Source organism: Burkholderia sp. LAS2 (genome assembly GCF_018417615.1).
In the GTDB taxonomy this organism is placed as follows: domain Bacteria; phylum Pseudomonadota; class Gammaproteobacteria; order Burkholderiales; family Burkholderiaceae; genus Burkholderia; species Burkholderia sola.
In genome coordinates this window covers 1,774,256-1,797,748 of record NZ_CP071053.1, presented here as the reverse complement: position 1 = coordinate 1,797,748, position 23,493 = coordinate 1,774,256, and the positions used below count along the sequence as shown (strand labels likewise).

The 23,493-nt window shown below is 66.8% G+C and carries 19 protein-coding genes; 12 read left to right on the top strand and 7 right to left on the bottom strand.

The window, feature by feature from the left end; genetic code table 11:
• Positions 1 to 127 precede the first annotated feature (127 nt).
• The 8 genes from JYG37_RS28425 to JYG37_RS28390 all read left to right on the top strand — a co-directional run bounded on the left by JYG37_RS28425 (position 128) and on the right by JYG37_RS28390 (position 9,578).
• Positions 128 to 766 carry a hypothetical protein gene (locus tag JYG37_RS28425; RefSeq protein ID WP_089489589.1) on the top strand — a complete coding sequence of 213 codons (639 nt, stop codon included), beginning with the start codon at positions 128 to 130 and terminating at the stop codon, positions 764 to 766.
• Between the two features lie 47 nt (positions 767 to 813).
• Positions 814 to 1,380: a helix-turn-helix domain-containing protein gene (locus JYG37_RS28420; protein ID WP_050012403.1), complete on the top strand. Its 567-nt coding sequence runs from the start codon at positions 814 to 816 to the stop codon at positions 1,378 to 1,380.
• Positions 1,381 to 1,459: 79 nt separating this feature from the next.
• The gene (locus JYG37_RS28415; protein WP_050012402.1) at positions 1,460 to 2,041 is read left to right on the top strand and encodes an HD domain-containing protein; all 582 of its coding nucleotides are present in this window, start codon (positions 1,460 to 1,462) and stop codon (positions 2,039 to 2,041) included.
• 882 nt (positions 2,042 to 2,923) lie between these two features.
• Positions 2,924 to 3,826: a DUF3658 domain-containing protein gene (locus JYG37_RS28410; RefSeq protein WP_235356164.1), complete on the top strand. Its 903-nt coding sequence runs from the start codon at positions 2,924 to 2,926 to the stop codon at positions 3,824 to 3,826.
• Positions 3,827 to 3,869: 43 nt separating this feature from the next.
• Positions 3,870 to 4,628 carry a DsbC family protein gene (locus JYG37_RS28405; protein WP_060734312.1) on the top strand — a complete coding sequence of 253 codons (759 nt, stop codon included), beginning with the start codon at positions 3,870 to 3,872 and terminating at the stop codon, positions 4,626 to 4,628.
• A 331-nt stretch (positions 4,629 to 4,959) separates the two neighbouring features.
• Positions 4,960 to 6,141, top strand: coding sequence for a macrolide transporter subunit MacA (gene macA, locus JYG37_RS28400; protein WP_050012400.1), 1,182 nt, complete (start codon positions 4,960 to 4,962; stop codon positions 6,139 to 6,141).
• Between the two features lie 2 nt (positions 6,142 to 6,143).
• Positions 6,144 to 8,192, top strand: a complete 2,049-nt coding sequence (locus tag JYG37_RS28395; RefSeq protein ID WP_213346260.1) for a MacB family efflux pump subunit — start codon at positions 6,144 to 6,146, stop codon at positions 8,190 to 8,192.
• A 6-nt stretch (positions 8,193 to 8,198) separates the two neighbouring features.
• On the top strand, positions 8,199 to 9,578 hold the full coding sequence (locus tag JYG37_RS28390) for an efflux transporter outer membrane subunit (RefSeq protein WP_050012398.1): 1,380 nt from the start codon (positions 8,199 to 8,201) through the stop codon (positions 9,576 to 9,578).
• 51 nt (positions 9,579 to 9,629) lie between these two features.
• On the opposite strand, the gene JYG37_RS28385 is transcribed toward JYG37_RS28390, so the two are convergent.
• Positions 9,630 to 11,168: an MFS transporter gene (locus JYG37_RS28385; protein ID WP_050012397.1), complete on the bottom strand. Its 1,539-nt coding sequence runs from the start codon at positions 11,166 to 11,168 to the stop codon at positions 9,630 to 9,632.
• Between the two features lie 185 nt (positions 11,169 to 11,353).
• On the opposite strand from JYG37_RS28385, the gene JYG37_RS28380 reads away from it, so the two are divergent.
• Positions 11,354 to 12,274 (top strand): LysR family transcriptional regulator, encoded by a 921-nt coding sequence (locus JYG37_RS28380; RefSeq protein WP_124555604.1) that lies wholly within the window; start codon positions 11,354 to 11,356, stop codon positions 12,272 to 12,274.
• A 51-nt stretch (positions 12,275 to 12,325) separates the two neighbouring features.
• On the opposite strand, the gene JYG37_RS28375 is transcribed toward JYG37_RS28380, so the two are convergent.
• From JYG37_RS28375 to JYG37_RS28350, 6 genes are all read right to left on the bottom strand, one after another.
• Positions 12,326 to 13,465, bottom strand: coding sequence for an enoyl-CoA hydratase/isomerase family protein (locus JYG37_RS28375; protein WP_050012395.1), 1,140 nt, complete (start codon positions 13,463 to 13,465; stop codon positions 12,326 to 12,328).
• Positions 13,462 to 14,253 carry an enoyl-CoA hydratase gene (locus tag JYG37_RS28370; protein ID WP_124555603.1) on the bottom strand — a complete coding sequence of 264 codons (792 nt, stop codon included), beginning with the start codon at positions 14,251 to 14,253 and terminating at the stop codon, positions 13,462 to 13,464. Before JYG37_RS28370 ends, JYG37_RS28375 begins: the two co-directional genes overlap by 4 nt.
• Complete coding sequence (gene mmsB, locus JYG37_RS28365; RefSeq protein WP_050012393.1) at positions 14,250 to 15,152, bottom strand: 3-hydroxyisobutyrate dehydrogenase; 903 nt, start codon at positions 15,150 to 15,152, stop codon at positions 14,250 to 14,252. The genes JYG37_RS28370 and mmsB overlap by 4 nt, the downstream gene beginning before the upstream one ends.
• 18 nt (positions 15,153 to 15,170) lie before the next feature.
• Positions 15,171 to 16,700, bottom strand: coding sequence for a CoA-acylating methylmalonate-semialdehyde dehydrogenase (locus tag JYG37_RS28360; protein WP_213346259.1), 1,530 nt, complete (start codon positions 16,698 to 16,700; stop codon positions 15,171 to 15,173).
• 114 nt (positions 16,701 to 16,814) lie between these two features.
• Positions 16,815 to 18,521 carry an AMP-binding protein gene (locus JYG37_RS28355; RefSeq protein ID WP_213346258.1) on the bottom strand — a complete coding sequence of 569 codons (1,707 nt, stop codon included), beginning with the start codon at positions 18,519 to 18,521 and terminating at the stop codon, positions 16,815 to 16,817.
• A gap of 184 nt (positions 18,522 to 18,705) precedes the next feature.
• Complete coding sequence (locus JYG37_RS28350; RefSeq protein ID WP_023477775.1) at positions 18,706 to 19,839, bottom strand: acyl-CoA dehydrogenase family protein; 1,134 nt, start codon at positions 19,837 to 19,839, stop codon at positions 18,706 to 18,708.
• A 137-nt stretch (positions 19,840 to 19,976) separates the two neighbouring features.
• Between JYG37_RS28350 and JYG37_RS28345 the strand changes: the two genes are divergently transcribed.
• The 3 genes from JYG37_RS28345 (at position 19,977) to JYG37_RS28335 (ending at position 23,453) form a co-directional block, all read left to right on the top strand.
• Positions 19,977 to 21,011: an AraC family transcriptional regulator gene (locus tag JYG37_RS28345; RefSeq protein ID WP_213346257.1), complete on the top strand. Its 1,035-nt coding sequence runs from the start codon at positions 19,977 to 19,979 to the stop codon at positions 21,009 to 21,011.
• A 121-nt stretch (positions 21,012 to 21,132) separates the two neighbouring features.
• Entirely contained in the window at positions 21,133 to 22,683 is a 1,551-nt protein-coding gene (locus JYG37_RS28340; protein WP_050012389.1) for an NfeD family protein, read from the top strand.
• The gene (locus JYG37_RS28335) at positions 22,680 to 23,453 is read left to right on the top strand and encodes a slipin family protein (protein ID WP_050012388.1); all 774 of its coding nucleotides are present in this window, start codon (positions 22,680 to 22,682) and stop codon (positions 23,451 to 23,453) included. Before JYG37_RS28340 ends, JYG37_RS28335 begins: the two co-directional genes overlap by 4 nt.
• Positions 23,454 to 23,493: the final 40 nt, after the last annotated feature.

Sequence of the window (23,493 nt, the reverse complement as noted above, 5' to 3'; positions counted from 1 at the left end):
TGCGCACGGCGGCCCGCTGCCGCGGCAGCTTTCCGGTTCGACAACGTGCGGTGGATACGCGAGAATCCGGCTTCCGAGGGCGAAAGCCACTGAACTGAACCGAACCGCCCAGACGGGACAACAAGAAATGAGCCTATCCACCACGCGCCGGCGCCTGCTGGCCGCCGGCGTCGCCGCGAGCAGCGTTGCGCTGTCGGGGTGTTTCACGCCGAAGCTGTACAAGAACGACGCGTACAGCGAACACGTATCCGCGTTCATGATGACCGAAGACGGCAAGAAACTGGTCGTCCTCGGCACGCGCTACCATTACATCTTCGATCTGCCGGCCCGCTTGCGGCCCGTCCTGCTGTCCGGCTACCGCAAATCGGTACGCACGACGTTCGCGGACTTTCATGCGAGCGGCGGCAGCGTCACCGGGCATTACCGGATCGTGCTGCCGAAAGACGCTTCGGACGACGATCGACAAGCCGCCTCCGCCGACGGCTTCGCGAGCGAGCCGACCGGCCTCGTGCTCGAAGGCGACATCGACGGCAAGCGCTACTCGACGGAAGGCTTCGTCCAGAAGGACAACGCGGCCGCGCAACCCTTCAACCGCCCGTACTCGGTCTACATCGTGGAATCGCCGTCCGTCGTCGGCATGGGTCTGCGGATTCTCGCGACGCCGATCACGGTGGCCGCCGACGGCGTACTCGTGCTGGGCGGCATCGTGCTCGTGCCGTTCGCGGCCATCGCGATCCAGGCAAGCGGCGGCATCCGGATCATGTAACGGTGCGGTAACCACGCGCCTGGCACGACCGCAACAGGAGCATCGCCATGACCGCCTCACCGCTTCATTCGTTCTCGCTCGGCCCGCCACTGAAGCGCTGGCGCGCGCTGCACCGCGTGAAGCAAAGTCACGCGGCCGAACTGTTCGGCGTCGCGCAATCGACGATTTCGCGCTGGGAGGCGGGCCTCCAGCAGATGTCGCCCGACGAGCGCGCGACGGCCGAACGGCTGCTCGCCGCGCGCATCGATTCGGCGGGCGACCGCGCGCTCGCGCGGCTGATCGCCGGCAGCGCGGGCCGCATGCATCTCGTCTGCGATCTCACGCACCGGCTGCTGGCCAGTTCGCCGGCGCGCGCGGCCGAATTCTCGCAGCCGCTTTCGATGCTGCTCGGCACGTCGCTGTGGCGCTACGCGACGCCGGAAATCGTCCGCATGGAAGCCGCGCTCGACCCGCTCGGCTGGCACGATCGCGCGGGGCCGCCGAGCGTCGAGTTCGATACCGGCGCGAATGCGTCGCGCGTCGTGCCGATTCGCGGCAGCCGCTGCCGGTGGACGCGGATGACGCTGTCGGACGGCTCGGCCGTGCGGCTCGTGGAAACGCTCGACGCCCTCTGACGCGCCGCGCATATTTCATGCGTGGACGCAGCGTGGCCGGCCCGCTTACGCTTGGTGGCTCATCGCAAAGACGCCGACCATGAATCCCGACACGATCCACGCGCGGCTCGCTTTCCTGCGCGAAGCCGAACGCCTGAAGAACGTGCTGCGCAGCGGCTACACATCCGCCGGACGCGCGGAAAGCACGGCCGAGCACAGCTGGCGGCTGGGCCTGATGGCGCTCGTGTTCGCCGACGCGTTGCCCGGCGTCGACACGCTGAAGCTGCTGAAGCTGTGCGTCGTCCACGACCTCGGCGAGGCGCTGCACGGCGACATCCCCGCGATCGAGCAGGCCGCGCACCCCGACAAGAGCGCACACGAACGCGACGATCTGCTGACGCTGACCGCGTCGCTCGACCGCACGCTGCGCGACGAGATCGTCGCGCTGTGGGACGAATACGAGGCGGCCGCGTCGCCGGAGGCCCGCGCGGCGAAGGCGCTCGACAAGCTCGAAACGATCCTGCAGCACAACCAGGGCAGCAATCCGCCCGGTTTCGACTATGCGTTCAACCTCGGCTACGGCCGGCGCTACACCGACGCTACACCGCTGTTCAGCGCGATCCGCGAGATCGTCGACGCCGACACGCAGCGCAGGATCGACACGGGCGGACGCCGCGCGTAAGCGTGCGGCACGGCGCTAGCGCGAGGCATCCTGTTGTCGTACCCGTCGCCGACTGTTCGGTACATCCGTAGTCACTAGCGGCGCGCGAACCCCTCCACCCGGAAGCCATGTTCGACTGACACGACTGGCAAAGCCGCCGCGCGTCGCATTCGGCACCAGCACGGACGGGCTACATATCTGCCCGCCTTCCCTACCATACACCCCTACGCGAACGCCATCTGTTCGATGCCTTCGCCTCCTCCGGGCAGTCCGCCCGCTGCTTTTACCGGACCGGACACAACATCCACGCCATTCCCCAACGGCACTCCAATTTCCTGCCCCGGATAAGCAAAACCCCTTGGCCCTGCCGCTCGCGAGAATTCCGAGTCAACTCGGATTGCAATTGGCAAACGCCAACCAGTCCGATTTGACAAATTTAACAAAAATGACAATCGGCAACAATTTGATTATCTCAAAAAAATAAATCCCTGAAAAACCACCGATCGAAAAATTAATCTATCAAACACAGGAATACTAAATTGAAATCGGCAAATAAATCTCAAAAACATACCCGTTGCATCAAGCAGTCATTGTCTTTCCTCAACCCGCCACAAAGGAGGTTTCGATGCATTCCAAGCAACGCTTCTTCACTCGAAAGGCCACCAGGTCGGCTGCAGTCACCTTTGGCATCGTCATTGCCTTGCTTCATCCTGGCAGTGCTGCAGCCGATGGGCTTGCGAGCAAAATCCTCGAGGTCCCGAACACTTCCAATCAACGAGCATTCACAAGTTGCTCTGTTTTCTACACAATGTGCATTCAGCGATACGGCAGCAGACCCGGTGGCACGGCTGGCATGACACGATGCGCAGATTGCTTGAATAACTGCAATCGCTCGAATGGATGGTGGCCGATGATCAGCGGTTGTGCCGTATAACGACAGTGATGTGCTTCGTCGCGAGTAGTTATGTCGATGGCGGTCAACCGAGCCAAAATCCACCGTTCGCTCGCGACGAGGTTGAAATTTCTACCCGAAATCAAGGCATACCAATGCTCCGAAACAACGATTACCAAAATTTGATCCACGCATCATTCTCGGACATCACGTCCAACGTCATCGCATCCGCAATTTCGGAAGGGCAGTTGATGGGGTCACATGTTCTTATTGGCGGAAACTGGCACCTCGGCCCTCTCAAAGAACGCAACATCTCGACACTGTCGGCGTGGTTTTCCGATATTTTTGGATATATCCCAAACGACTTGACTATCGACACCCCAATCATCCCCACCCACGAGTCGATCAAAATATGCGCATGGGTAAGTCCCTTATCATCAATCGAATACGCGAATTTCATACACTGGATAAGTCATGATACTCCACACGATTTCCTGTTGATTTCGGTCTCAGAAAAGTGCATCCATTCGGCTGCGGAGAATTTCTTCGATCTCGCCGAGCTTCTCGGCAATGCAGTTGAAATAAAATCGAACGATGTCAGTCCCTATATCACAGAATGGGGTTCCCTGGTTGAGGAAAATGCCGATTTCAGAATGATCAACGAAATTGGAAAAATTCAATCATTCCGATCTACAGATTTCGATGAATACATCATCAATTCCATGACCAGGAAGTGGGAGCCCACGCCGATAGTAGTATTGCGCATAATAGAAACAATCCACTCGGAAGGACATGATTTTCCGGGAGACATTTTTCTCTATCATCGACTCGAGAAATTCTTCTTGAATGGCATCATCGAGAAACAAGCTGAAGTCAGCATCACGCAAACACAGATACGAATTGCAAGTTCCTGACATCGCCATTCCTCAGATGTGAAAATTTCATCTTCCACACGTCATGCCGAATAATCTACAGCTCCTCCTGACATCACTATTTACAATTGCGCTCGCAACAGCGCACACCGAAGCAGCTGCCGCCGATGTAGAAGCGAACTTGCAACGAAAATTGCAAGCCAAGCTCCCCGAACTGAAGATAGAGCACGTTGTCCCGTCAAAAATCGACGGACTGTATGAGGTCACTGCAAATTCCCAAATTTTCTACAGCAATTCATCGGCATCGCACATTATTATCGGCAGCCTGTTCGACACCAACAGCCAGGAAAACATAACAGAAACACAACTCAACAAGATTAACAGCATAAACATCAATGACCTTCCATTTCAATACGCCATCAAACAGAAAAATGGAACCGGAGAGCGCGTGATTGCTACATTCTTCGATCCGAACTGCTCGTTTTGCAAGAAAATGAGTCCCGAGCTAGGCAAGGTTCCCAACGCAACCGTATACATTTTTCTGTATCCAATTCTTTCTACCGACTCCATCATCAAATCCGAAGTCATTCTGTGCGCCGACAACCGACTCCAAGCATGGAAGCAATGGGTCGAAAGAGGGAAAACCACCGTCCCCCGCAAGCGTTGCCAGTCCATCATCACGAAAGAACTCCTTTCACTGGGAAAGAAGCTCAACATCAAGGGAACACCCACCACGTTCCTGCCTTCCGGGGAAAGAGTCACGGGATTTATTTCCGGGAAAGACTTGGCTGACAAGATTGATCGCAATAACCACGTTGAGCCTAGAACCCCATCCCGCCCCTGAAGTTTGAAGGGTCATTCCGCGATCACGGTAGCGTGGATTGAGCCCGGATGACGATCCTCTCCGTACCCTTGTATTGACCTGCCATTCCATGAATTGAAACACCGACAGAGCTCGGCAGCCCCCGTAGAACTGCCGGCACAATTCAGCACAATTCCTACACGAATTCACGAAATTACCTCAATTATCATGGCCGCCTGACCCGAACCTGCACCGCCGCGCGGTATCCATCCGACTCCTGTATCGATCTGCACTGCATGCCACGATTGCAGGACCACCCTGATTGGCCGCCCACGCCGCCGACGCCCGACTCATCCATGCCGTATGTATTCTCATGAATAAGAAGATCCGCCGCCGGCTCACCGTGCTGGCCATCAGCGGTGCCGCCATTGCCACCGCTGTTGTAGCAATAACGATAGCCACACCAAACAAGCACCCGCAATACCTGTCCGCGCCCGTCACGCGCGGCGATCTCGAAAACGCGGTGCTCGCGACCGGCGCGCTGCAGGCGTTCAGGCAGGTCGACGTCGGCGCGCAGGTGTCGGGGCAGTTGAAGACGCTGAAGGTCAAGCTCGGCGACAAGGTCACGAAAGGCCAGTGGCTTGCCGAGATCGATCCCGTGATCTCGGAAAACGCGCTGCGCCAGGCGCGCGCCAGCGAAGAAAGCCTGCGCGCGCAGCAGCAATCGGCGGCCGCGCAGCTGACGCAGGCCGAACTCGCATTCCGCCGCCAGCAGGCGATGCTGCCCGACGACGCGACGTCGCGCGAATCGTTCGAGGCCGCGAAGGCGACGCTCGACGTGCAGCGAGCCACCGTTGCGTCGCTCGCCGCGCAGATCCGTTCGGCGCGCATCCAGATCGAGACCGCGCAGGCCAACCTCGGCTACACGCGCATCGTCGCGCCGATCGACGGCCAGGTCGTCGCGATCGTCACGCAGGAAGGCCAGACCGTGATCGCGCAGCAGCAGGCGCCGGTGATCCTGAAGCTCGCGAATCTCGACACGATGACCGTGAAGGCGCAGGTGTCGGAAGCCGACGTGATTCGCGTGAGCGCCGGCCAGACCGCGTATTTCACGAGCCTCGGCGAACCGGACAAGCGGCACTACGGCAAGCTGCGCGCGATCGAACCGGCGCCGCAGAACTACGCCGACGCGCAAAGCCCGCTCGGCGGCGGCGGCGCGAAGCCGAACGCCGCGGTGTTCTACAACGCGCTGTTCGACGTGCCGAATCCCGAGCACCGGCTGCGCATCGCGATGACCGCGCAGGTCAACATCGTGCTCGGCGACGCGCGCAACGCGCTGATCATTCCGGCCGCCGCGCTCGGCGAGAAGCGTAAGGACGGCACCGTCGCGGTACGCGTGCTGCGCGCCGACGGCAGCACGGAAACGCGCCATGTCCGCATCGGCATCAACAACAACGTGCGCGTCGAAGTGCTGGCCGGCCTGAAGGACGGCGAGCGCGTGGTGATCGGCGAAGCATCGGCGGACGAACGCGTACCGCTGTCGGACGTGGTGTAACGATGCGCCAGCCCCTGCTCAAACTCGCTGCCGTCACGCGTCGCTTTCCGGCTGGCGACAAGGACGTCGTCGTGCTGAACAACGTCAACCTGTCGATCGATGCGGGCGGGATCGTCGCGATCGTCGGCGCGTCGGGGTCCGGCAAGTCGACGCTGATGAACATCCTCGGCTGCCTCGATCATCCGAGCGAAGGCACGTACACGGTCGGCGGACGCGACACGCACATGCTCGACAGCGACGAGCTCGCGCAGCTGCGCCGCGAGCACTTCGGCTTCGTGTTCCAGCGCTATCACCTGCTGCCGCACGTCGACGCGGTCGCGAACCTCGAAATGCCGGCGATCTATGCGGGCACCCCGCGCGCCGAGCGGCACGCCCGCGCCCGCGCGTTGCTCGCGCGCCTCGGCCTCGCGGATCGCGCGCATCACCGGCCCGGGCAACTATCCGGCGGCCAGCAGCAGCGCGTGAGCATCGCGCGCGCGCTGATGAACGGCGGCCAGGTGATCCTCGCGGACGAACCGACCGGCGCGCTCGACACGAAAAGCGGCCAGGACGTGATCCGCATCCTGCACGAGCTGAACGCGCTCGGCCATACGATCGTGATCGTCACGCACGACAAGGCCGTGGCGCGCCATGCGCGGCGCATCATCGAGATCAGCGACGGCGAGATCGTCGCCGACCGGCCGAACCGCCACTACGCGGAAGCGCTCGCGGAATCTAGCGTCGGCGCGGACGCAACGCCAGCAACGCCCGAAACGGTAACCGACACGCCGCCCGCACCGCCTTCCGAAGATGCACCGCCGCCCGCCAGCGCTGACACCGACATCGCCCCGCGCACCCGCCGCTTCGCCGCCGGCACCGGCCGCTTCGCCGAAGCGTGCCGGATGGCGTGGATCGCGCTCGTATCGCACCGGCTGCGCACGCTGCTGACGATGCTCGGCATCATCATCGGCATTACGTCGGTCGTGTCGATCGTCGCGGTCGGCGAAGGCGCGAAGCGCTACATGCTCGAAGAGATCGGCAGCATCGGCACCAATACGATCAGCCTCTATCCGGGTACCGACTGGGGCGACAGCCGCGCGGACACGATCCAGACGCTCGTGCCCGCCGACGTCGCCGCGCTCGCCGAGCAGCCGTACGTCGACAGCGCGACGCCCGAAACGTCGCGCACGCTGCTGCTGCGCTACCGCAACGTCGACGTCCACGCGCTCGTGAGCGGCGTCGGCGATAGCTACTTCCAGACGCGCGGGATGCGTTTCGCGCTCGGCGTCCCGTTCGACGACGATGCGGTGCGCCGCCAGGCGCAGGTCGCGGTGATCGACCAGAACACGCGCCGCAAGCTGTTCGGCGCGACGCGCAATCCGGTCGGCGAGGCGATCCTGGTCGACAACGTGCCGTGCGTGGTGATCGGCGTGACCGCCGACAAGAAAAGCGCATTCGGCAGCGTGAAGAGCCTGAACGTATGGGTGCCGTACACGACCGCGAGCGGGCGCCTGTTCGGCCAGCGCCATCTCGACAGCATCACCGTGCGCGTGCGCGACGGGCAGCCGAGCGCCGCGGCCGAGAAAAGCCTCGAGAAGCTGATGATCCAGCGCCACGGCCGCAAGGATTTCTTCACGTACAACATGGACAGCGTGGTCAAGACCGTCGAGAAAACCGGCCAGTCGCTGACGTTGCTGCTGTCGCTGATCGCGGTGATCTCGCTCGTCGTCGGCGGGATCGGCGTGATGAACATCATGCTGGTGTCGGTCACCGAGCGCACGCGCGAGATCGGCATCCGGATGGCGGTCGGCGCGCGCCAGTCCGACATCCTGCAGCAGTTCCTCGTCGAGGCCGTGCTCGTATGCCTGCTCGGCGGCACGATCGGCATCGCGCTGTCGTTCGGGCTCGGCGCGCTGTTCTCGATGTTCGTCGCGCAGTGGAAGATGGTGTTCTCGGTCGGCGCGATCGTGACCGCGTTCGTGTGCTCGACGCTCACCGGTGTGATTTTCGGGTTCATGCCCGCGCGCAACGCGTCGCGGCTCGATCCGATCGATGCGCTCGCGCGCGACTGACGAAACATGGCCCTCACGCATTCCTCCCCGCTTCACCGTCTCGGCGCATTCGCGTGCGCGGCCGCGCTGCTCGCCGGCTGCGCGGGCGCGCGCCACGATCCGCTGCCGGCCGTCGCGATGCCGGCGAACTGGGCCGCGCCGGTCGCGTCCGACGCGCCGGCCGCCACGCGCGACTGGTGGCGCAGTTTCGGCGATCCGCAACTCGACGCGTTGATCGACGACGCGCTGCGCGCCAACAGCGACCTCGCGATCGCGGCGATCCGCGTGTATCGCGCGCAGTTGCAGGCCGGGCTCGCCGATACGAACCTGACGCCCAACGTGACGCTCGGCGCGAACGGCGCCGTGTCGCGTACGCTCGATACGCATCGGATGAGCCGCTCGAGCGGCGTCAATGGTTCGCTCAGCTACGAAATCGACCTGTGGGGCCGGCTGGCCGCGCTGCGCGATGCCGCGCACTGGGAAGCCGACGCGACGGCCGCCGATCTCGAGGCCGCGCGGCTGTCGCTGATCGGCACGACCGCGGCGCTGTACTGGCAGATCGGCTATCTGAACCGGCAGATCGCGCTCGGCGACGCGAACATCGCGTATGCGGAGCGTACGCTCGCGCTGGTCCGGTCGCGGCACACGGCTGGCGCCGTGTCGGGGCTCGACCTCGCGCAGGCCGAACAGAGCCTCGCCGCGCAGCGCGCGGCGCAAACGCAGCTGATCCAGCAGCGCACCGAGAACCGCCACGCGCTCGCGATCCTGTTCGACCGGCCGCCGCAGCAGCGCGCGGCCGAACCGGCGGCGCTGCCCGACGCGGCACCGCCCGACGTGGCGGCCGGCTTGCCGGCCAGCCTGCTCGGCCGGCGCCCCGACCTGCGGGCGGCGGAATTCCGGTTGCGCGAGTCGCTCGCGCAGGTCGATGCGACGCGCACGAGCTTCTATCCGACCTTCACGCTGACCGGCAGCGCCGGCACGACGAGCACGAGCCTCGAGCGCGTGCTGACGAACCCGGTCGGCACGCTCGGGCTCGGCCTCGCGCTGCCGTTCATCCAGTGGAACACGATGCAGTTGCAGATCAGGGTGTCGAAGACGCAGTACGAGGAGGCGGTGGTCGGGTTCCGCCAGCGGCTCTACACGGCGCTCGCGGAAGTGGAGAACGCGCTGTCGGCGCGCGTGCAGCTCGAACGCGAAGCCGAACAGCGCGCGCTGTCGCTCGCGCAGGCGCAGCGCGCCGAACGGCTGGCCGCCGCGCGCTTCGTGGCCGGCGCGACCGCCGTGCAGCCGTGGCTCGACCAGCAGCAGGTGCTGAGGAGTGCGCAAAGCGCCGACGAACTGACACGCCTGAACCGGCTCAACAACCAGATGAAGCTGTACCGCGCGCTCGGCGGCGGGACTTCCTGACCGGCCGTCACACACCACACGCCACACGTCACGCGCCACACGCCGGCCGCGTCACTCGCACACGGCCGCCCCGCGCCGCGCCGGCGCGAACGCCACCGCGCTCGCGGTCGCGAGCACGGCCACGCCCGCCGCGCCATACACCATCACCCAGCCGAAGCCATGCACGAGCGCCGCGTGCAACGCCGCGCCGCTCGGGTCGGCCTGCGCGAGCGCCGGCGCGATCGCCTGCAGCCCGTCGGTGCGACCCGACGCGATTTCCTGCGCGAGCCGGCGCAGCGCCGCGTCGCCAATCGCGCCCGCCGGGCCGCCCTTCAGGCTCGCGACGATCCCCGCCACCAGCACGAAGCCCATCGTCGCGATGTTCAGCGCGAGCGAGATCATCCGCGCGCTCATGTCGATGCCCGACGCCATCCCGGCCCGCGCACTCGGCACCGCGCCCGTCGTCGTGTTGGTAACCGGCGTGTTGGTCAAACCGAGCCCGATTCCGGCGATCGCGCAACCCGGCAGCATCGTCAGCCAGCTCGCCTGGTCGGCCGCGCTGCCGAGGCGCATCAGCACGAAGCCGGCCGCGATCGTGAACAGGCCGCCCGGAATCACGACGCCCGGCCCGTAGCGCAGCGCGAGCCGTTCCCCGACCGGCGGCACGATCAGCGTCGGCAGCGTGTACGCGAGCAACGCGAGGCCGGCCGTCACGCTGTCGTAGCCGAGCGCGACCTGGAACCAGATCGGCAAGTAGATCATGAACGGCCAGAAGCTGAAGTTCATCCCCATCGAGCCGAAGATTGCGCCGGTGAACGCGCGGATCCGGAACACCGAGAAGTCGAACATCGGCCGCGCGCTGGCGCGCTCCGCGATGACGAAACCGGCCAGCGCGAGCACGGTCGCACCGAGCACGCCGAGGCCGGCCGCGCTCGTGAGCCCGAGTTCGGCGCTTTGGGTGATGTAGAACGCAAGCCCGAGCACCGCGAGCGACAGCGTGACGATGCCCGCGACGTCGAGCGTGCCCGCATGCGGATCGCGCGATTCCCGCACCGCGCCGCCGATCAGCACGAGCGCGACGGCCGCGAGCGGCGCATGGACGAGGAACACCCACGGCCAGCTCGCGAGCGCGACGATCGCGCCGCCGACGATCGGCCCGAACCCGAGCCCGATGCCGAACACGATTCCCCAGATCCCGAACGCGCGGCCACGCTCGCGCCCTTCGCGAAACTGGTGCGACAGCACGGCGATCTGGCAGATCAGCATCGCGCCGCCGCTCGCGCCCTGCAGCAGCCGGCCCGCGACGAGCACCGGCACGTTCGGCGCGAGCCCGCACAGCAGTGACGTCGCGCCGAACAGCACGGTGCCGATCACGTACACGCGCTTGCGGCCGAACCGGTCCGCGAGCGTGCCGGCCGCCATCAGCACCGTCGTACAGGCGATCGTGTACGCGTTCATGATCCACTGCATGCCGTTGAAATCGCCATGCAGCACGTGTTCGAGCGTCGGCAGGATCACCGGCACGCTCGATATCTCGAGGCCGAACATCAGCGACGTGAGACAGACGGCCGCGAGCGCGACCGCATTCCTGCGGGAGTCGGATAGCGTCATGCGTATTGCGCGGCGGCCCGGCGACAGGCCGCGCGCCTCCAGGTCAGTAGGATTCGCCGCGTGCGGCCGGCAACGCACGCTGAGCGGGAATCGGTACTATAGTGAGAATTCATCTCCCCATTGACGCACGCCTTTCCATGCACTGGGGAATATCAGGACCCAATCGACGCAACACCTCACCCACGATGACCGACAGACTCGACGGCGTCACGACCTTCGTCCAGGTCGTGGAATCGGGCAGCTTCGCGCTGGCCGCGGAGCGGCTCGACATCACGCGCTCGGCGGTCGGCAAGACGATCGCGCGGCTCGAGAAGCGGCTCGGCGCACGGCTGCTGCAGCGCACGACGCGCAGCCAGAGCCTGACCGACGACGGCCAGGCGTACTACGACCGCTGCGTGCGCGCGCTGGCGGAGCTGGAAGCGGCGGAAGCCGATCTCGACTGCGGCCGCCACGAGGCGCGCGGCAAGCTGCGGCTGAGCGTGCCGCTCGCGTTCGGGCACCACTGCGTGACGCCGATCGTGCTCGACCTCGCGCGCCAATACCCGCATCTGCGGATCGACGTGTCGATCACCGACCGCTTCGTCGATCTCGTCGAGGAAGGAATCGATCTCGCGGTCCGGATCGGCACGCTCGCGGACAGCACGAGCCTCGCGGTGCGGCGGCTCGGCACGCAATACGGCAGCCTCGGCGCGGCGCCGTCGTATCTCGCGCGCTACGGGACACCGAAGACGCTCGACGACCTGAAGCACCACCGGACGATCGCGTATTCGCGTTCGGGCGTGGTGCAGCCGTGGGATTTGCGCGCGCCGGACGGCTCGACAGTGCGGATCGACATGCCGCATCAACTGAGTTTCGACGACGTGCAGGCGATCGCCGCGGCCGGTGCGTCGGGGTTCGGGATCGCGTGGGTGCCGAGCTGGCTGCTCGACCATTACGTGAAGCGCGGAGAGATGGTGGTCGTGCTCGATCGCTGCTTCGTCTGCGAAGGCGACATTCACGCGATCTGGCCGAAGACGCGCTACCTGCCGCGCAAGACGCGCTGCGTGATCGACGCGCTCGCGCAGGCGGTGCCGCCGATGATCGAGCGCCCGGACGACGCGCGCTGAGATGAGTGGAAGCCGACGCGCCGTGCGGCGCGTCGGGCCCTCACGCAGCGATCACGCCGCGCCGAGATCGGCGAGCGGATGCGCGAACAGCTTCCACGGCGACGTCAGGAAATGCCGCACGCGTTCGGCGCGCAGCTCGACGAGCGACGCGGGCGCCCAGCGCGGCTTGCGATCCTTGTCGACGAGATGCGCGCGCACGCCTTCGCAGAAATCGCCTTCCTCGATCGCGCGTGCGACGATGCCGAGCTCCATCCGGAACGATTCCGCGAGCGTCATCTGCCGGCCGCGCAGCAATGCCTCGCGCGTCACGGCGAGCATCGTCGGCGAATGGCTCGCGAGCGCATCGAGCGTCGCCTGCAGCCATTGGCGGTGCTCGCGCGCGAGTTCGTCGCGCGCCAGATCCTGCGTGAGCGTCGCGACGATCCGCTCGACGGTCGAACGCTTGTCGAAGTGGCGGACGATCCACGGCATCTGGCTGTCGAGCGCCGCATGCGGCACCACGTTGCACGGCGGCTCGAACACCTTGCGCAGCAACGGCAGCGCGTCGCCGTCCCACTTGACGCTTTCGATCCGCGTCTCGAACGTGTCGAGCCACGCGGAGGGCACGCACAGGTCCGCGAGCTTCGCGCTCAGCGCGTCGGCGCCCGACAGCATCGCGCCGGTCAGCCCCACGTACAGTTCGAGTTCGACCGGCATGCGCGACAGGAAATGCGTCGCGCCCACGTCGGGCACGAGGCCGATGCGCGTTTCCGGCATCGCGATCTTGCTGCGCTCGGTCGCGACGCGCAGCGCCGCGCCCTGCGCGAGGCCCATGCCGCCGCCCATCGTCACGCCGTCCATCAGCGCGACCACCGGCTTCGGGAACGTGTGGATCGCGTAGTCGAGCCGGTATTCGTCGACGAAGAACGGCAGCCAGGTTTCGCGCTGCGCGACCATCCTGTACAACGCACGCACGTCGCCGCCCGCGCAGAAGCCCTTCTCGCCCGCGCCGCGCAGCACGACCGCGACGATCTGGTCGTCGTGGCGGCAGCGCTCGAACAGCGCCGCGAGTTCGCCGATCATCGCGTACGACAGCGCGTTGAGCGCGGCCGGCCGGTTCAGCGTGATCAGCGCCACGCGGTTCACCACGCGAAACAACACCTCGGGCGCATGCTCCGCGAATGCGTCGTGATTCGTCACCGGCGTGCTCATCGTTGCGGCTCTCCATCGGTATGCCATTGCGGCGCGCGCTTGCCCAGGAACGCCGCCACGCCTTCGCGCGGATCGGCCGTGTCGAACAGATCGACGAAGCGTTCGCGCTCGACCGCGAGCGCCGCGCTGCGCGGCACGCCGCGACGCGCGAGGCCGATCAGCTCCTTGCTGTAGGCGACCGCATGCGGGCTTTGCCGCGCGACGTTGCGCGCCAGCGCGAGCGCCGCATCGCGCGCCGCGCCGCTTTCCACCACGTCCTCGACGAGGCCGATCCGCAGCGCGGTGGCCGCATCGACGCGCGCGCCGGTCAGGATGATCTTCTTCGCCCAGCCTTCGCCGACGAGCCAGGGCAGCGTCTGCGTGCCAAGCCCGCACGGCAGCAGGCCAACCGACGGCTCGGGCAGCGCCATCTGCGCATGCGTTTCGGCGATCCGCAGATCGCACGCGAGCGCGCATTCGAGGCCGCCGCCCATCGCATAGCCGTTGATCGCCGCGATCGTCACGACGCGCGCGTCGTGCAGCGCCTCGAATGCCGCGCCGAAGCGCGCCGCCATCGCGCGCGCGACCGCGCGATCGCCGTCGGCGAACGTGTTGAGGTCGGCGCCCGCGCTGAAGAACTTCGGGCCGTCGCCGGTGATCACCAGCGCGCGCACGTGCGGGTTCGCATTCAGTTCGGCAACGGTCTGCTGCAATTGCTGCAGCCCGTCGGCTGTAAAGGCGTTCGCGGGCGGACGCTTGAGCGTCGCGCACGCGATCGCGCCGTCGTCGACGAAGTCGAGTTCGATCATGAGGCGTCCTTCTTCGTGACCGGTTGGTACAGGCGGATCACCGCCGAGAAATCGAGCTGGCCGTCGCCGCGGCTGCTCATCGTCTGGTACAGCTGCTGCGCGAGCGCACCGAGATAGACGGGCTGGCGCGCCTGCTTCGCCGCATCGTTCGCGAGGCCGAGATCCTTCAGCATCAGGTCGGTGCCGAAGCCGCCCGTGTAGCCGCGCGACGACGGCGCGGTGTCGATCACGCCCGGATACGGGTTGTAGGTATCCGAACTCCAGCAGCGGCCCGTCGACGTGTTGACGATGCCGGCCAGCACCTTCGGGTCGATGCCGAGCGCGACGCCGAGCGACATCGCCTCCGACACCGCCGCCATCGAGATGCCGAGCACGAGGTTGTTGCAGACCTTCGCGACCTGCCCCATTCCCGTCGCGCCGCAGTGGACGATGTTCTTGCCCATCCCGGCGAGCACCGGCTTCACGCGCTCGAAGTCCGCGTCGCTGCCGCCGACCATGAAGGTCAAGGTGCCGGCCGCCGCGCCGCCGGTGCCGCCCGACACCGGCGCATCGACGAACGCGCCGCCGTGCTCGCGCACCAGCGCACCGAACGCCTGTGCGCTCGCCGGGTCGATCGTGCTCGAATCGATCACGGTCGCGCCGGCGCCGAGGCCGGCCAGCACGCCGTTCTCGCCGGCGAGCACCGAGCGCACGTGCGGCGCGGCCGGCAGCATCGTGATCACGAAGGTCGCGCCCGATGCTGCATCGCGCGGCGACGCGGCCACTTGCGCGCCGGCGTCCTGCAATGCGCGCAACGCGTCGGCGCTCAGGTCGAACGCATGCACGTCATGGCCGGCTTTCAGCAGGTTCAGCGCCATCGGCGCGCCCATGTGGCCGAGGCCGATAAATCCGATTTTCATGTTCGTTTCCTTCGCCGCTCAATGCAGCCGGATCGTCGTGTTCACCGGGCCGGCCGTCGTGTCGTCGTCGAACCAGCGCGCGGTGACCGTCTTCGTCTGCGTGTAGAACTGCACGACCTGCTTGCCGTACGGGCCGAGATCGCCGAGCTTCGAGCCGCGCGAACCGGTGAAGCTGAAGTACGGCACCGGCACCGGAATCGGAATGTTGATGCCGACCTGCCCGACGTCGATCTCGCTCTGGAACTTGCGCGCGGCCGCGCCGCTCTGCGTGAAGATGCCCACGCCGTTGCCCATCGGGTTCGCGTTGACCAGCGCGATCGCGTCGTCGAGCGTGTCGACCTCCATCACGACCAGCACCGGCCCGAAGATTTCATGCGTGTAGATCGACATGTCGGCTTTCACGCCGGAGAAGATCGTCGGGCCGATGAAGTTGCCTTCCTCGAAGCCCGCGACCTTCACGTCGCGGCCGTCGAGTTCGAGCGTCGCGCCTTCCTTGATACCCATGTCGATCAGCGACAGAATCCGCGCCTTCGCGCCGCGCGATACGACCGGCCCGACGTCGGTGCCCGCTTCCGAGCCCGCGTTGACCTTCAGCGTCCTCGCCTTCGCGACGAGATCGGGCAGCCATTCGCGCGCGCTGCCGACGAGCACCGCGACGGACGTCGCCATGCAGCGCTGGCCGGCCGCGCCGAAACCCGCGCCGACCAGCGCGTTGATCGCCTGCTCGCGGTTCGCGTCGGGCAGCACGATCGCGTGGTTCTTCGCGCCCATCATCGACTGCACGCGCTTGCCGTGCTGGCTGCCGAGGTTGTACACGTGCGTGCCGACGGCCGTCGAGCCGACGAACGAGATCGCCTTCACGAGCGGATGCGTGCAGATCGCGTCGACGACTTCCTTGCCGCCGTGCACGACGTTCAGCACACCCTTCGGTACGCCGGCCTCGAGCGCGAGCTCGACGAGTTCCATCGTCGACATCGGGTCCTGCTCGGACGGCTTCAGCACGAACGTGTTGCCGCACACGATCGCCATCGGGAACATCCACAGCGGAATCATCGCGGGGAAATTGAACGGCGTGATGCCGGCGCACACGCCGATGGGCTGGCGCAGCGTGTAGGTGTCGACGCCGCCCGCGACGTTCTCCGCGAATTCGCCGAGCTGCAGCGTGCCGATCGAACACGCGTGCTCGACCACCTCGAGGCCGCGGAAGATGTCGCCTTCGGCATCGGGAAGCGTCTTGCCCTGCTCGGCCGTCAGCGTCTTCGCGATGCGCTGCTGGTTCGCGCGCACCCGATCCTGGAACTTCAGCATGATGCGCATGCGTGCGGAAATCGGCGTGTTCTTCCACGTCGCATACGCGGCGTGCGCGGCCCGCACGGCCGCGTCGACTTCCGCGACGGTCGCGAACGGCACGCGCGCGAGTACCTGCTGCGTCGCCGGGTTGACGACGTCGCGCCACTCGTGGGTGGCGGACTCGACGAAAGCGCCGTCGATCAGCAGCTTGACCGTCGGCACGTCTTGCCCCGTACGGGGCGTCGGATTCGCGTTCATCAGTGCACTCTCCTTGCAGTGAGCCGCGTGGCGTCAGGCGACACGCGGCCGGTTCGGTTCAGTCAGGCTGCGGGCGGCGCGCCGTGAAATGCGACGCGCTCGGCCCGTTTCCGGTCATTTCAGTTCGTTGGCGAAATCTTCTTCCCAGTATTCGCCGGGCATGCGCGCGGTTGCATCGTCGCCGCGCTCGATCTCGCGGCGGCGCAGCTCGACGCGGCGGATCTTCCCCGAGATCGTCTTCGGCAGCTCCGCGAATTGCAGCCGGCGGATGCGCTTGTACGGCGCGAGCTTCTCGCGCGAGAAACGGAAAATCTCCAGCGCAAGCGCGGGGCTTTCTTCATAGCCCTGGCGCAGCGTGATGAACGTCTTCGGCACCGACAGCCGCACCGGGTCCGGGCTCGGCACGACGGCCGCCTCGGCGATCGCCGGGTGCTCGATCAGCACGCTTTCGAGTTCGAACGGGCTCAGCCGGTAGTCGGACGACTTGAACACGTCGTCCGCGCGGCCGATGTACACGTAATAGCCGTCGTCGCGACGCATCGCGATGTCCGACGTGCGGTAGTGGCCGTCGCGCATCGCGTGGGCCGTCGCGTCGGGATTGTTCGCATAGCCAGTCATCAGCCCGACCGGGCGCGTGACGCCGTCGCCGATCGGCAGCGCGACTTCGCCTTCGGTCACCGGCGCGCCGTCCGGGTCGAGCAGCGCGATCCGGTAGCCGGGCAGCGGCCGGCCCATCGAGCCCGCGACCAGCGGCTGGCCCGGCGAATTGCCGATCAGGCAGGTCGTCTCGGTCTGGCCGTAGCCGTCGCGAATCGAGATGTTCCATGCCTTCTTCACGCGCTCGATGATCTCGGGATTCAGCGGCTCGCCCGCACCGACGATCTCGCGCAGCTTCACGTCGAACGACGCGAGCGGCTGCTGCACCAGCATGCGCCACACGGTCGGCGGCGCGCATAGCGTCGTCACCCGGTATTTGACGAGCGCATCGAGCACGACCTTCGGCTCGAAGCGCGCATAGTTGAACGCGAACACGCACGCCTGCGCATTCCACGGCGCGAAGAAGCAGCTCCACGCGTGCTTCGCCCAGCCCGGCGAGCTGATGTTCCAGTGGATGTCGCCCGGCTGCAGGCCGACCCAGTACATCGTCGACAGATGGCCGACCGGATAGGTGCGGTGCGTATGCTCGACGAGCTTCGGCTTCGACGTCGTGCCCGACGTGAAGTACAGCAGCATCGGATCGTTCGCGTGCGTGACGGCGTCCGGCTCGAACGCAGCGCTCGCCGCATAGCCGTCGTTCATCGCGAGCCAGCCTTCGCGCGGCGCGCCGGCGACGATCTTGTGCTTCAGGCCGAGGCCGGCCTGCTCGAACTTCGCGGTTTCGTTTTCGTCGACGATCGCGTAGGTCGCGCCGCCGATCTGCACGCGATCGCGCACGTCGTCGGGCGACAGTTGCGTGGTGGCGGGCAGCACGATCGCGCCGAGCTTCATCGCGGCCAGCATCGCGTCCCACAGCTCGACCCGGTTCGGCAGCATCAGCAGAATGCGATCGCCGCGCACGACGCCGATCGAACGCAGCCAGTTCGCGATCCGCGACGAACGCTCGGACATTTGCGCGAACGAGTACGGATCGCCGGTGCCGGTCGCCGCGTCGACGATCCACAGCGCGGGCTGGTCGTTGCCGCGCGCCATCGGGTCGAAGTAGTCGAGCGCCCAGTTGAACGCATCGAGCACCGGCCATGCGAAATCGCGGTACGCGGTGTCGTAGTCGGTGCGATGGCGCAGCAGGAAGTCGCGTGCGTCCAGGAATGCCTGTACCGTCATGTGTCGTCTCCGTCCAGTCTCCATGCCCAGCGGTCAACCGGCACAGGTGCCGCGGCACCTGAACCGTTCCGTGTTGCACGGCGCACGGTCACGTCGTTGCGTGCCGCGTTCGCCGCGCTGCCCTCGTGCCTGCGTCGTGCGCCTGCTCGTTCGATTGCGTGATGCCGGATCGGAGCGCCGCGGCTCAAAGCTGCCGCGCGATCACCATCCGCTGCACTTCGCTGGTGCCTTCGTAAATCTGCGTGATACGTGCGTCGCGATAGTGACGCTCGACTTCGTAATCGACCAGGTAGCCGTAGCCGCCGTGAATCTGGATCGCATCCGAGCAGACGCGCTCGGCCATCTCGGACGCGAACAGCTTCGCCTGCGACGCTTCCGACAGGCACGGCAGCCCGGCCGTGCGCAGTTTCGCCGCGTGATGCACGAGCAGGCGCGCGGCGTTGATCTGCACGGCCATGTCGGCGAGCTTCTGCTGGATCGCCTGGTGCTCGGCGATCGGTTTGCCGAACTGCACGCGCTCGCCCGCATAGCGGCGCGCCTTGTCGAATGCGGCGCGCGCGATGCCGAGCGCCTGCGCGGCGATGCCGATGCGCCCGCCTTCGAGGTTCGACAGCGCGATCTTCAGCCCTTCGCCGCGATTGCCGAGCAGGTTTTCTTCCGGAATCGCGCAGTTTTCGAACGTGATCGGGCACGTGTCCGACGCGCGGATGCCCATCTTCTTCTCGGGCTTGCCGACGATGAAGCCCGGCGTGTCGGTCGGCACCAGGAATGCGGAAATGCCGCGCTTGCCGGCTTCCGGGTCCGTCATGGCAAAAACGATCGCGACACCCGCGCGCTGGCCGTTGGTCACGAACTGCTTCGCGCCGTTCAGCACCCACTTGCCGTCGCGCAGTTCGGCCCGCGTGCGCAGGTTGTTCGCCTCGGAACCGGCATGCGGCTCGGTCAGGCAGAATGCGCCGATCACGCGGCCGGCCGCCATGTCGGCCAGCCAGCGATCCTTCTGCGCGGGCGTGCCGAAGCCGAGGATCGGCCCGCAGCCGACCGAGTTGTGCACGCTCATCATCGTCGCGCACGCGGCGTCGCCGGCCGCGACTTCCTCCATCGCGAGCGCGTAGGCGACGTAGTCCGTATACGAGCCGCCCAGTTCCTGCGGCACGATCATCCCGAGCAGGCCGAGCTCGCCGAGCTGCGCGACGATCGCGTCGGGCAGGTGCGCGTCGTGGTCCCACTGCGCGGCGTTCGGCGCCAGCATCTCGGTGGCGAAAGCGCGCGCGGCGTCGCGGATCATCCGCTGGTCTTCGGTGTAAAGCTCGTCCATGGTGCTGCTGTCTCCCGCGGCCGCCGGGCGCGACCGTCCTTGCGTTTCGATGCAACAAGTGTAGGCAAGCGCGCGCGACTGTTCGATGCTCGCGTCGCTCATTTACACTGAGCGTTTTTGCCACACCGGCGACACCGATGAAGCAGGAAGACAAGGGAACCGTCGCGATCAGCCTCGTCGCGTACAGCGTCGCGCTCGCCACGCGACGCGGCGTCGCGGCCGAGCCGCTGCTCGCGCAGGCCGGCATCGCGCCGGCGCTGCTCGCGCAGCCGCGCGCCCGCGTGTCCGCGCAGCAATACGGCGCACTGTGGAACGCGATCGCACGCACGCTCGACGACGAGTTTTTCGGGCAGGATCGCCACCCGATGCGCAGCGGCAGCTTCATCGCGATGAGCCAGGCCGCGCTGTCCGCGCGCGACGGGCTGCACGCGATGGCGCGCGCCGTGAACTTCATGCACTGCGTGCTCGACGACCTGCATGCGGAACTCGACGCGAATCCGCAGCGCGTGCGGCTGCGTTTCGTGCACCGCAACAACGGCGCGACGCCCGCGATGTTCACGTACGCGACCTATTTCATCATCGTGTACGGGCTCACCTGCTGGCTGATCGGCCGGCGCATTCCGCTGCTGCATGCGAGCTTCCGCTGCGACACGCCGCCCGCCGACCACGAATACCCGTCGATGTTCTGCGACGACATGCGGTTCAACGAGCCCGATTCGTATGTCGATTTCGATCCCGAATTCGCGACGCTGCCGGTCGTGCAGAACGCGAAGACGCTGAAAACGTTTCTGCGCAACGCGCCGGCCAGCTTCATCGTCAAGTACCGCAACCCGAACGCGCTCGCGCAGCGCGTGCGCGCGGTGCTGCGCGGGATGCCGCCGGCCGCGTGGCCCGGCGCGGGCGGGATGGCCGCGCGGCGGCCCGTGGCCGAGGCCACGCTGCGCCGCAAGCTGCACCAGGAAGGCCACGCGTACCAGTCGATCAAGGACACGCTGCGGCGCGATCTCGCGTTCGAGGCGCTGGCCGACCCGGCCCGCACGATTGCCGACGTCGCGGCCGCGACCGGGTTCGCGGAGCCGAGCGCGTTCTACCGCGCGTTCCGTAAATGGAGCGGGCGCAGCCCGGCCGACTATCGCGACGAAGTGCTCGCGCGCGGCGGCGGCGCAAGCTGACGCCGGCCGGTGCGGCCGCACCTTCGCGCTTTCGGCCGAAACCGCCTAATCTTCAAGCATCGGGCCCACGCCCTTTTCGCGAGCCGGACGGCACGCGGCCGTGCGCCGCCCGGACGCCCCGATGCGTTTTCACCGTCATGAGCCGCCGCCGGCGCCTGCCGCGCCGGCCGGCCGCTCCCGTCACCCGCTGTCCGCGCGGGTCGCGCGCGCCGCGCTGTTCGCGGCGCTGCTCGTCGTATGCGCCGCGGTCGCCGCGCCGCCATCGGCCGACGCGCCCGCCGCGCATCCGGTCGTCGTGATTCCCGTCAACGGCGCGATCGGCCCGGCCAGCGCCGATTTCATCGTGCGTTCGCTCGACCGCGCGGCCCGCGAGCGCGCGCCGCTCGCGATCCTCCAGCTCGACACGCCCGGCGGCCTCGATACGTCGATGCGGCAGATCATCAAGGCCATCCTCGGCTCGCCAGTGCCGGTCGCCGCGTTCGTCGCGCCGGGCGGTGCGCGGGCGGCGAGCGCGGGCACCTACATCGTCTATGCGAGCCACTTCGCGGCGATGGCGCCGGGCACCAACCTCGGCGCGGCGTCGCCCGTGCAGATCGGCATCGGCGGCGCCGCGCCGCCGGGTGCGAATCCCGCCGCGCCGCGACCGACCGGTGCATCGGGCGCGTCCGGTGTGTCGGACGCGGCTGCCGTGCTGCCGACCGATACGCAATCGACCGAGATCCGCAAGGCGATCCAGGACGCTTCCGCATACATCCGCGGCCTCGCGCAATTGCGCGGACGCAATGCCGAATGGGCCGAGCGCGCGGTGCGCGAGGCCGTGAGCCTGTCGGCGAACGAAGCGCGCGCGCAGCACGTCGTCGACCTGATCGCGCAGGACCCGGCCGACCTCGCGCGCCAGCTCGAGGGCCGCACGGTGACGACGACCGCCGGCACGCTGCATCTCGCGACCGCGCACGCGCCGCTCGTCGTGCTCGCGCCCGACTGGCGCAGCCGCTTCCTGGCGATCATCGCCGATCCGAACGTCGCGCTGATCCTGCTGACGATCGGCATCTACGGGCTCTTCTTCGAATTCGCGAACCCGGGCTTCGTGCTGCCGGGCGTCGCCGGCACGATCTGCCTGCTGGTCGGCCTGTTCGCGATGCAGTTGCTGCCGGTCAGCTATGCGGGCCTCGGCCTCGTATTGCTCGGGCTCGGCTGCCTCGTCGCCGAGGCGTTCCTGCCGACCTTCGGCGTGCTCGGGTTCGGTGGAATCGTCGCGTTCACGATCGGCGCGCTGATGCTGATCGATACCGACGTGCCCGGCTACGGGATTCCGTGGCCCGTGATCGCGAGCCTCGCGCTCGGCGGCGCGCTGCTCGTCGCGGGCGTGTCGAGCGTCGCGCTGCGCGCGCGGCGCCGCCCGGTCGTGACCGGCGCCGAGGCGATGCTCGGCAGCATCGGCGAAGTGCTCGACGACGGCCTGCAGCCGGACCAGCCGCAGGGCGCGGCCGGCACGCCACCGTCGGCCGCCGGCTGGGCGCGCGTGCACGGCGAGCGCTGGCGCGTGGCGAGCAGCACGCCGCTGGCAGCCGGCTGCCGCGTGCGCGTGACCGGCCGCCACGGGCTGACGCTGACGGTCGCGCCGCTCTACGACGTGCCCGGCCCCGCCCATCCCCAGGGAGAACCTTCATGATCGGTTACACGTTCGGCTTCAGCAGCGTCCTGGTCGTCTTCGTCGTGGTGCTCGTCGCGTCGTCGATCCGCATCTTTCGCGAGTACGAGCGCGGTGTCGTGTTCATGCTCGGCCGGTTCTGGAAGGTGAAGGGGCCGGGGCTCGTGCTGATCATCCCGATCGTCCAGCAGGTCGTGCGGATCGACCTGCGCACCGTCGTGTTCGACGTGCCGGCGCAGGACGTGATCACGCGCGACAACGTGTCGGTGAAGGTCAATGCGGTCGTGTATTTCCGCGTCGTCGATCCCGAAAAGGCCGTGATCCAGGTCGCGCGCTTCTTCGAGGCGACGAGCCAGCTCGCGCAGACGACGCTGCGCGCGGTGCTCGGCAAGCACGAACTCGACGCGCTGCTCGCCGAGCGCGAACAACTGAACGCCGACATCCAGAAGACGCTCGACGCGCAGACCGATGCGTGGGGGATCAAGGTGTCGACGGTGGAGATCAAGCACGTCGACCTGAACGAGACGATGATCCGCGCGATCGCGCGGCAGGCCGAAGCCGAGCGCGAGCGGCGCGCGAAGGTGATTCATGCGGAAGGCGAATTGCAGGCGTCGGAGAAGCTGCTGCAGGCCGCGCAGCGGCTCGCGCTGCAGCCGCAGGCGATGCAGCTGCGCTATCTGCAGACGCTGACGACGATCGCGGCGGACAAGAATTCGACGATCGTGTTTCCGCTGCCGGTCGATCTGCTGGGCGCGTTGCTGGATCGGTTGGGGACGAAGCGCGAGCCTTGAGACGCGCGTGGGCCGGCCCGCACGGCGCCGCGGGCCGATA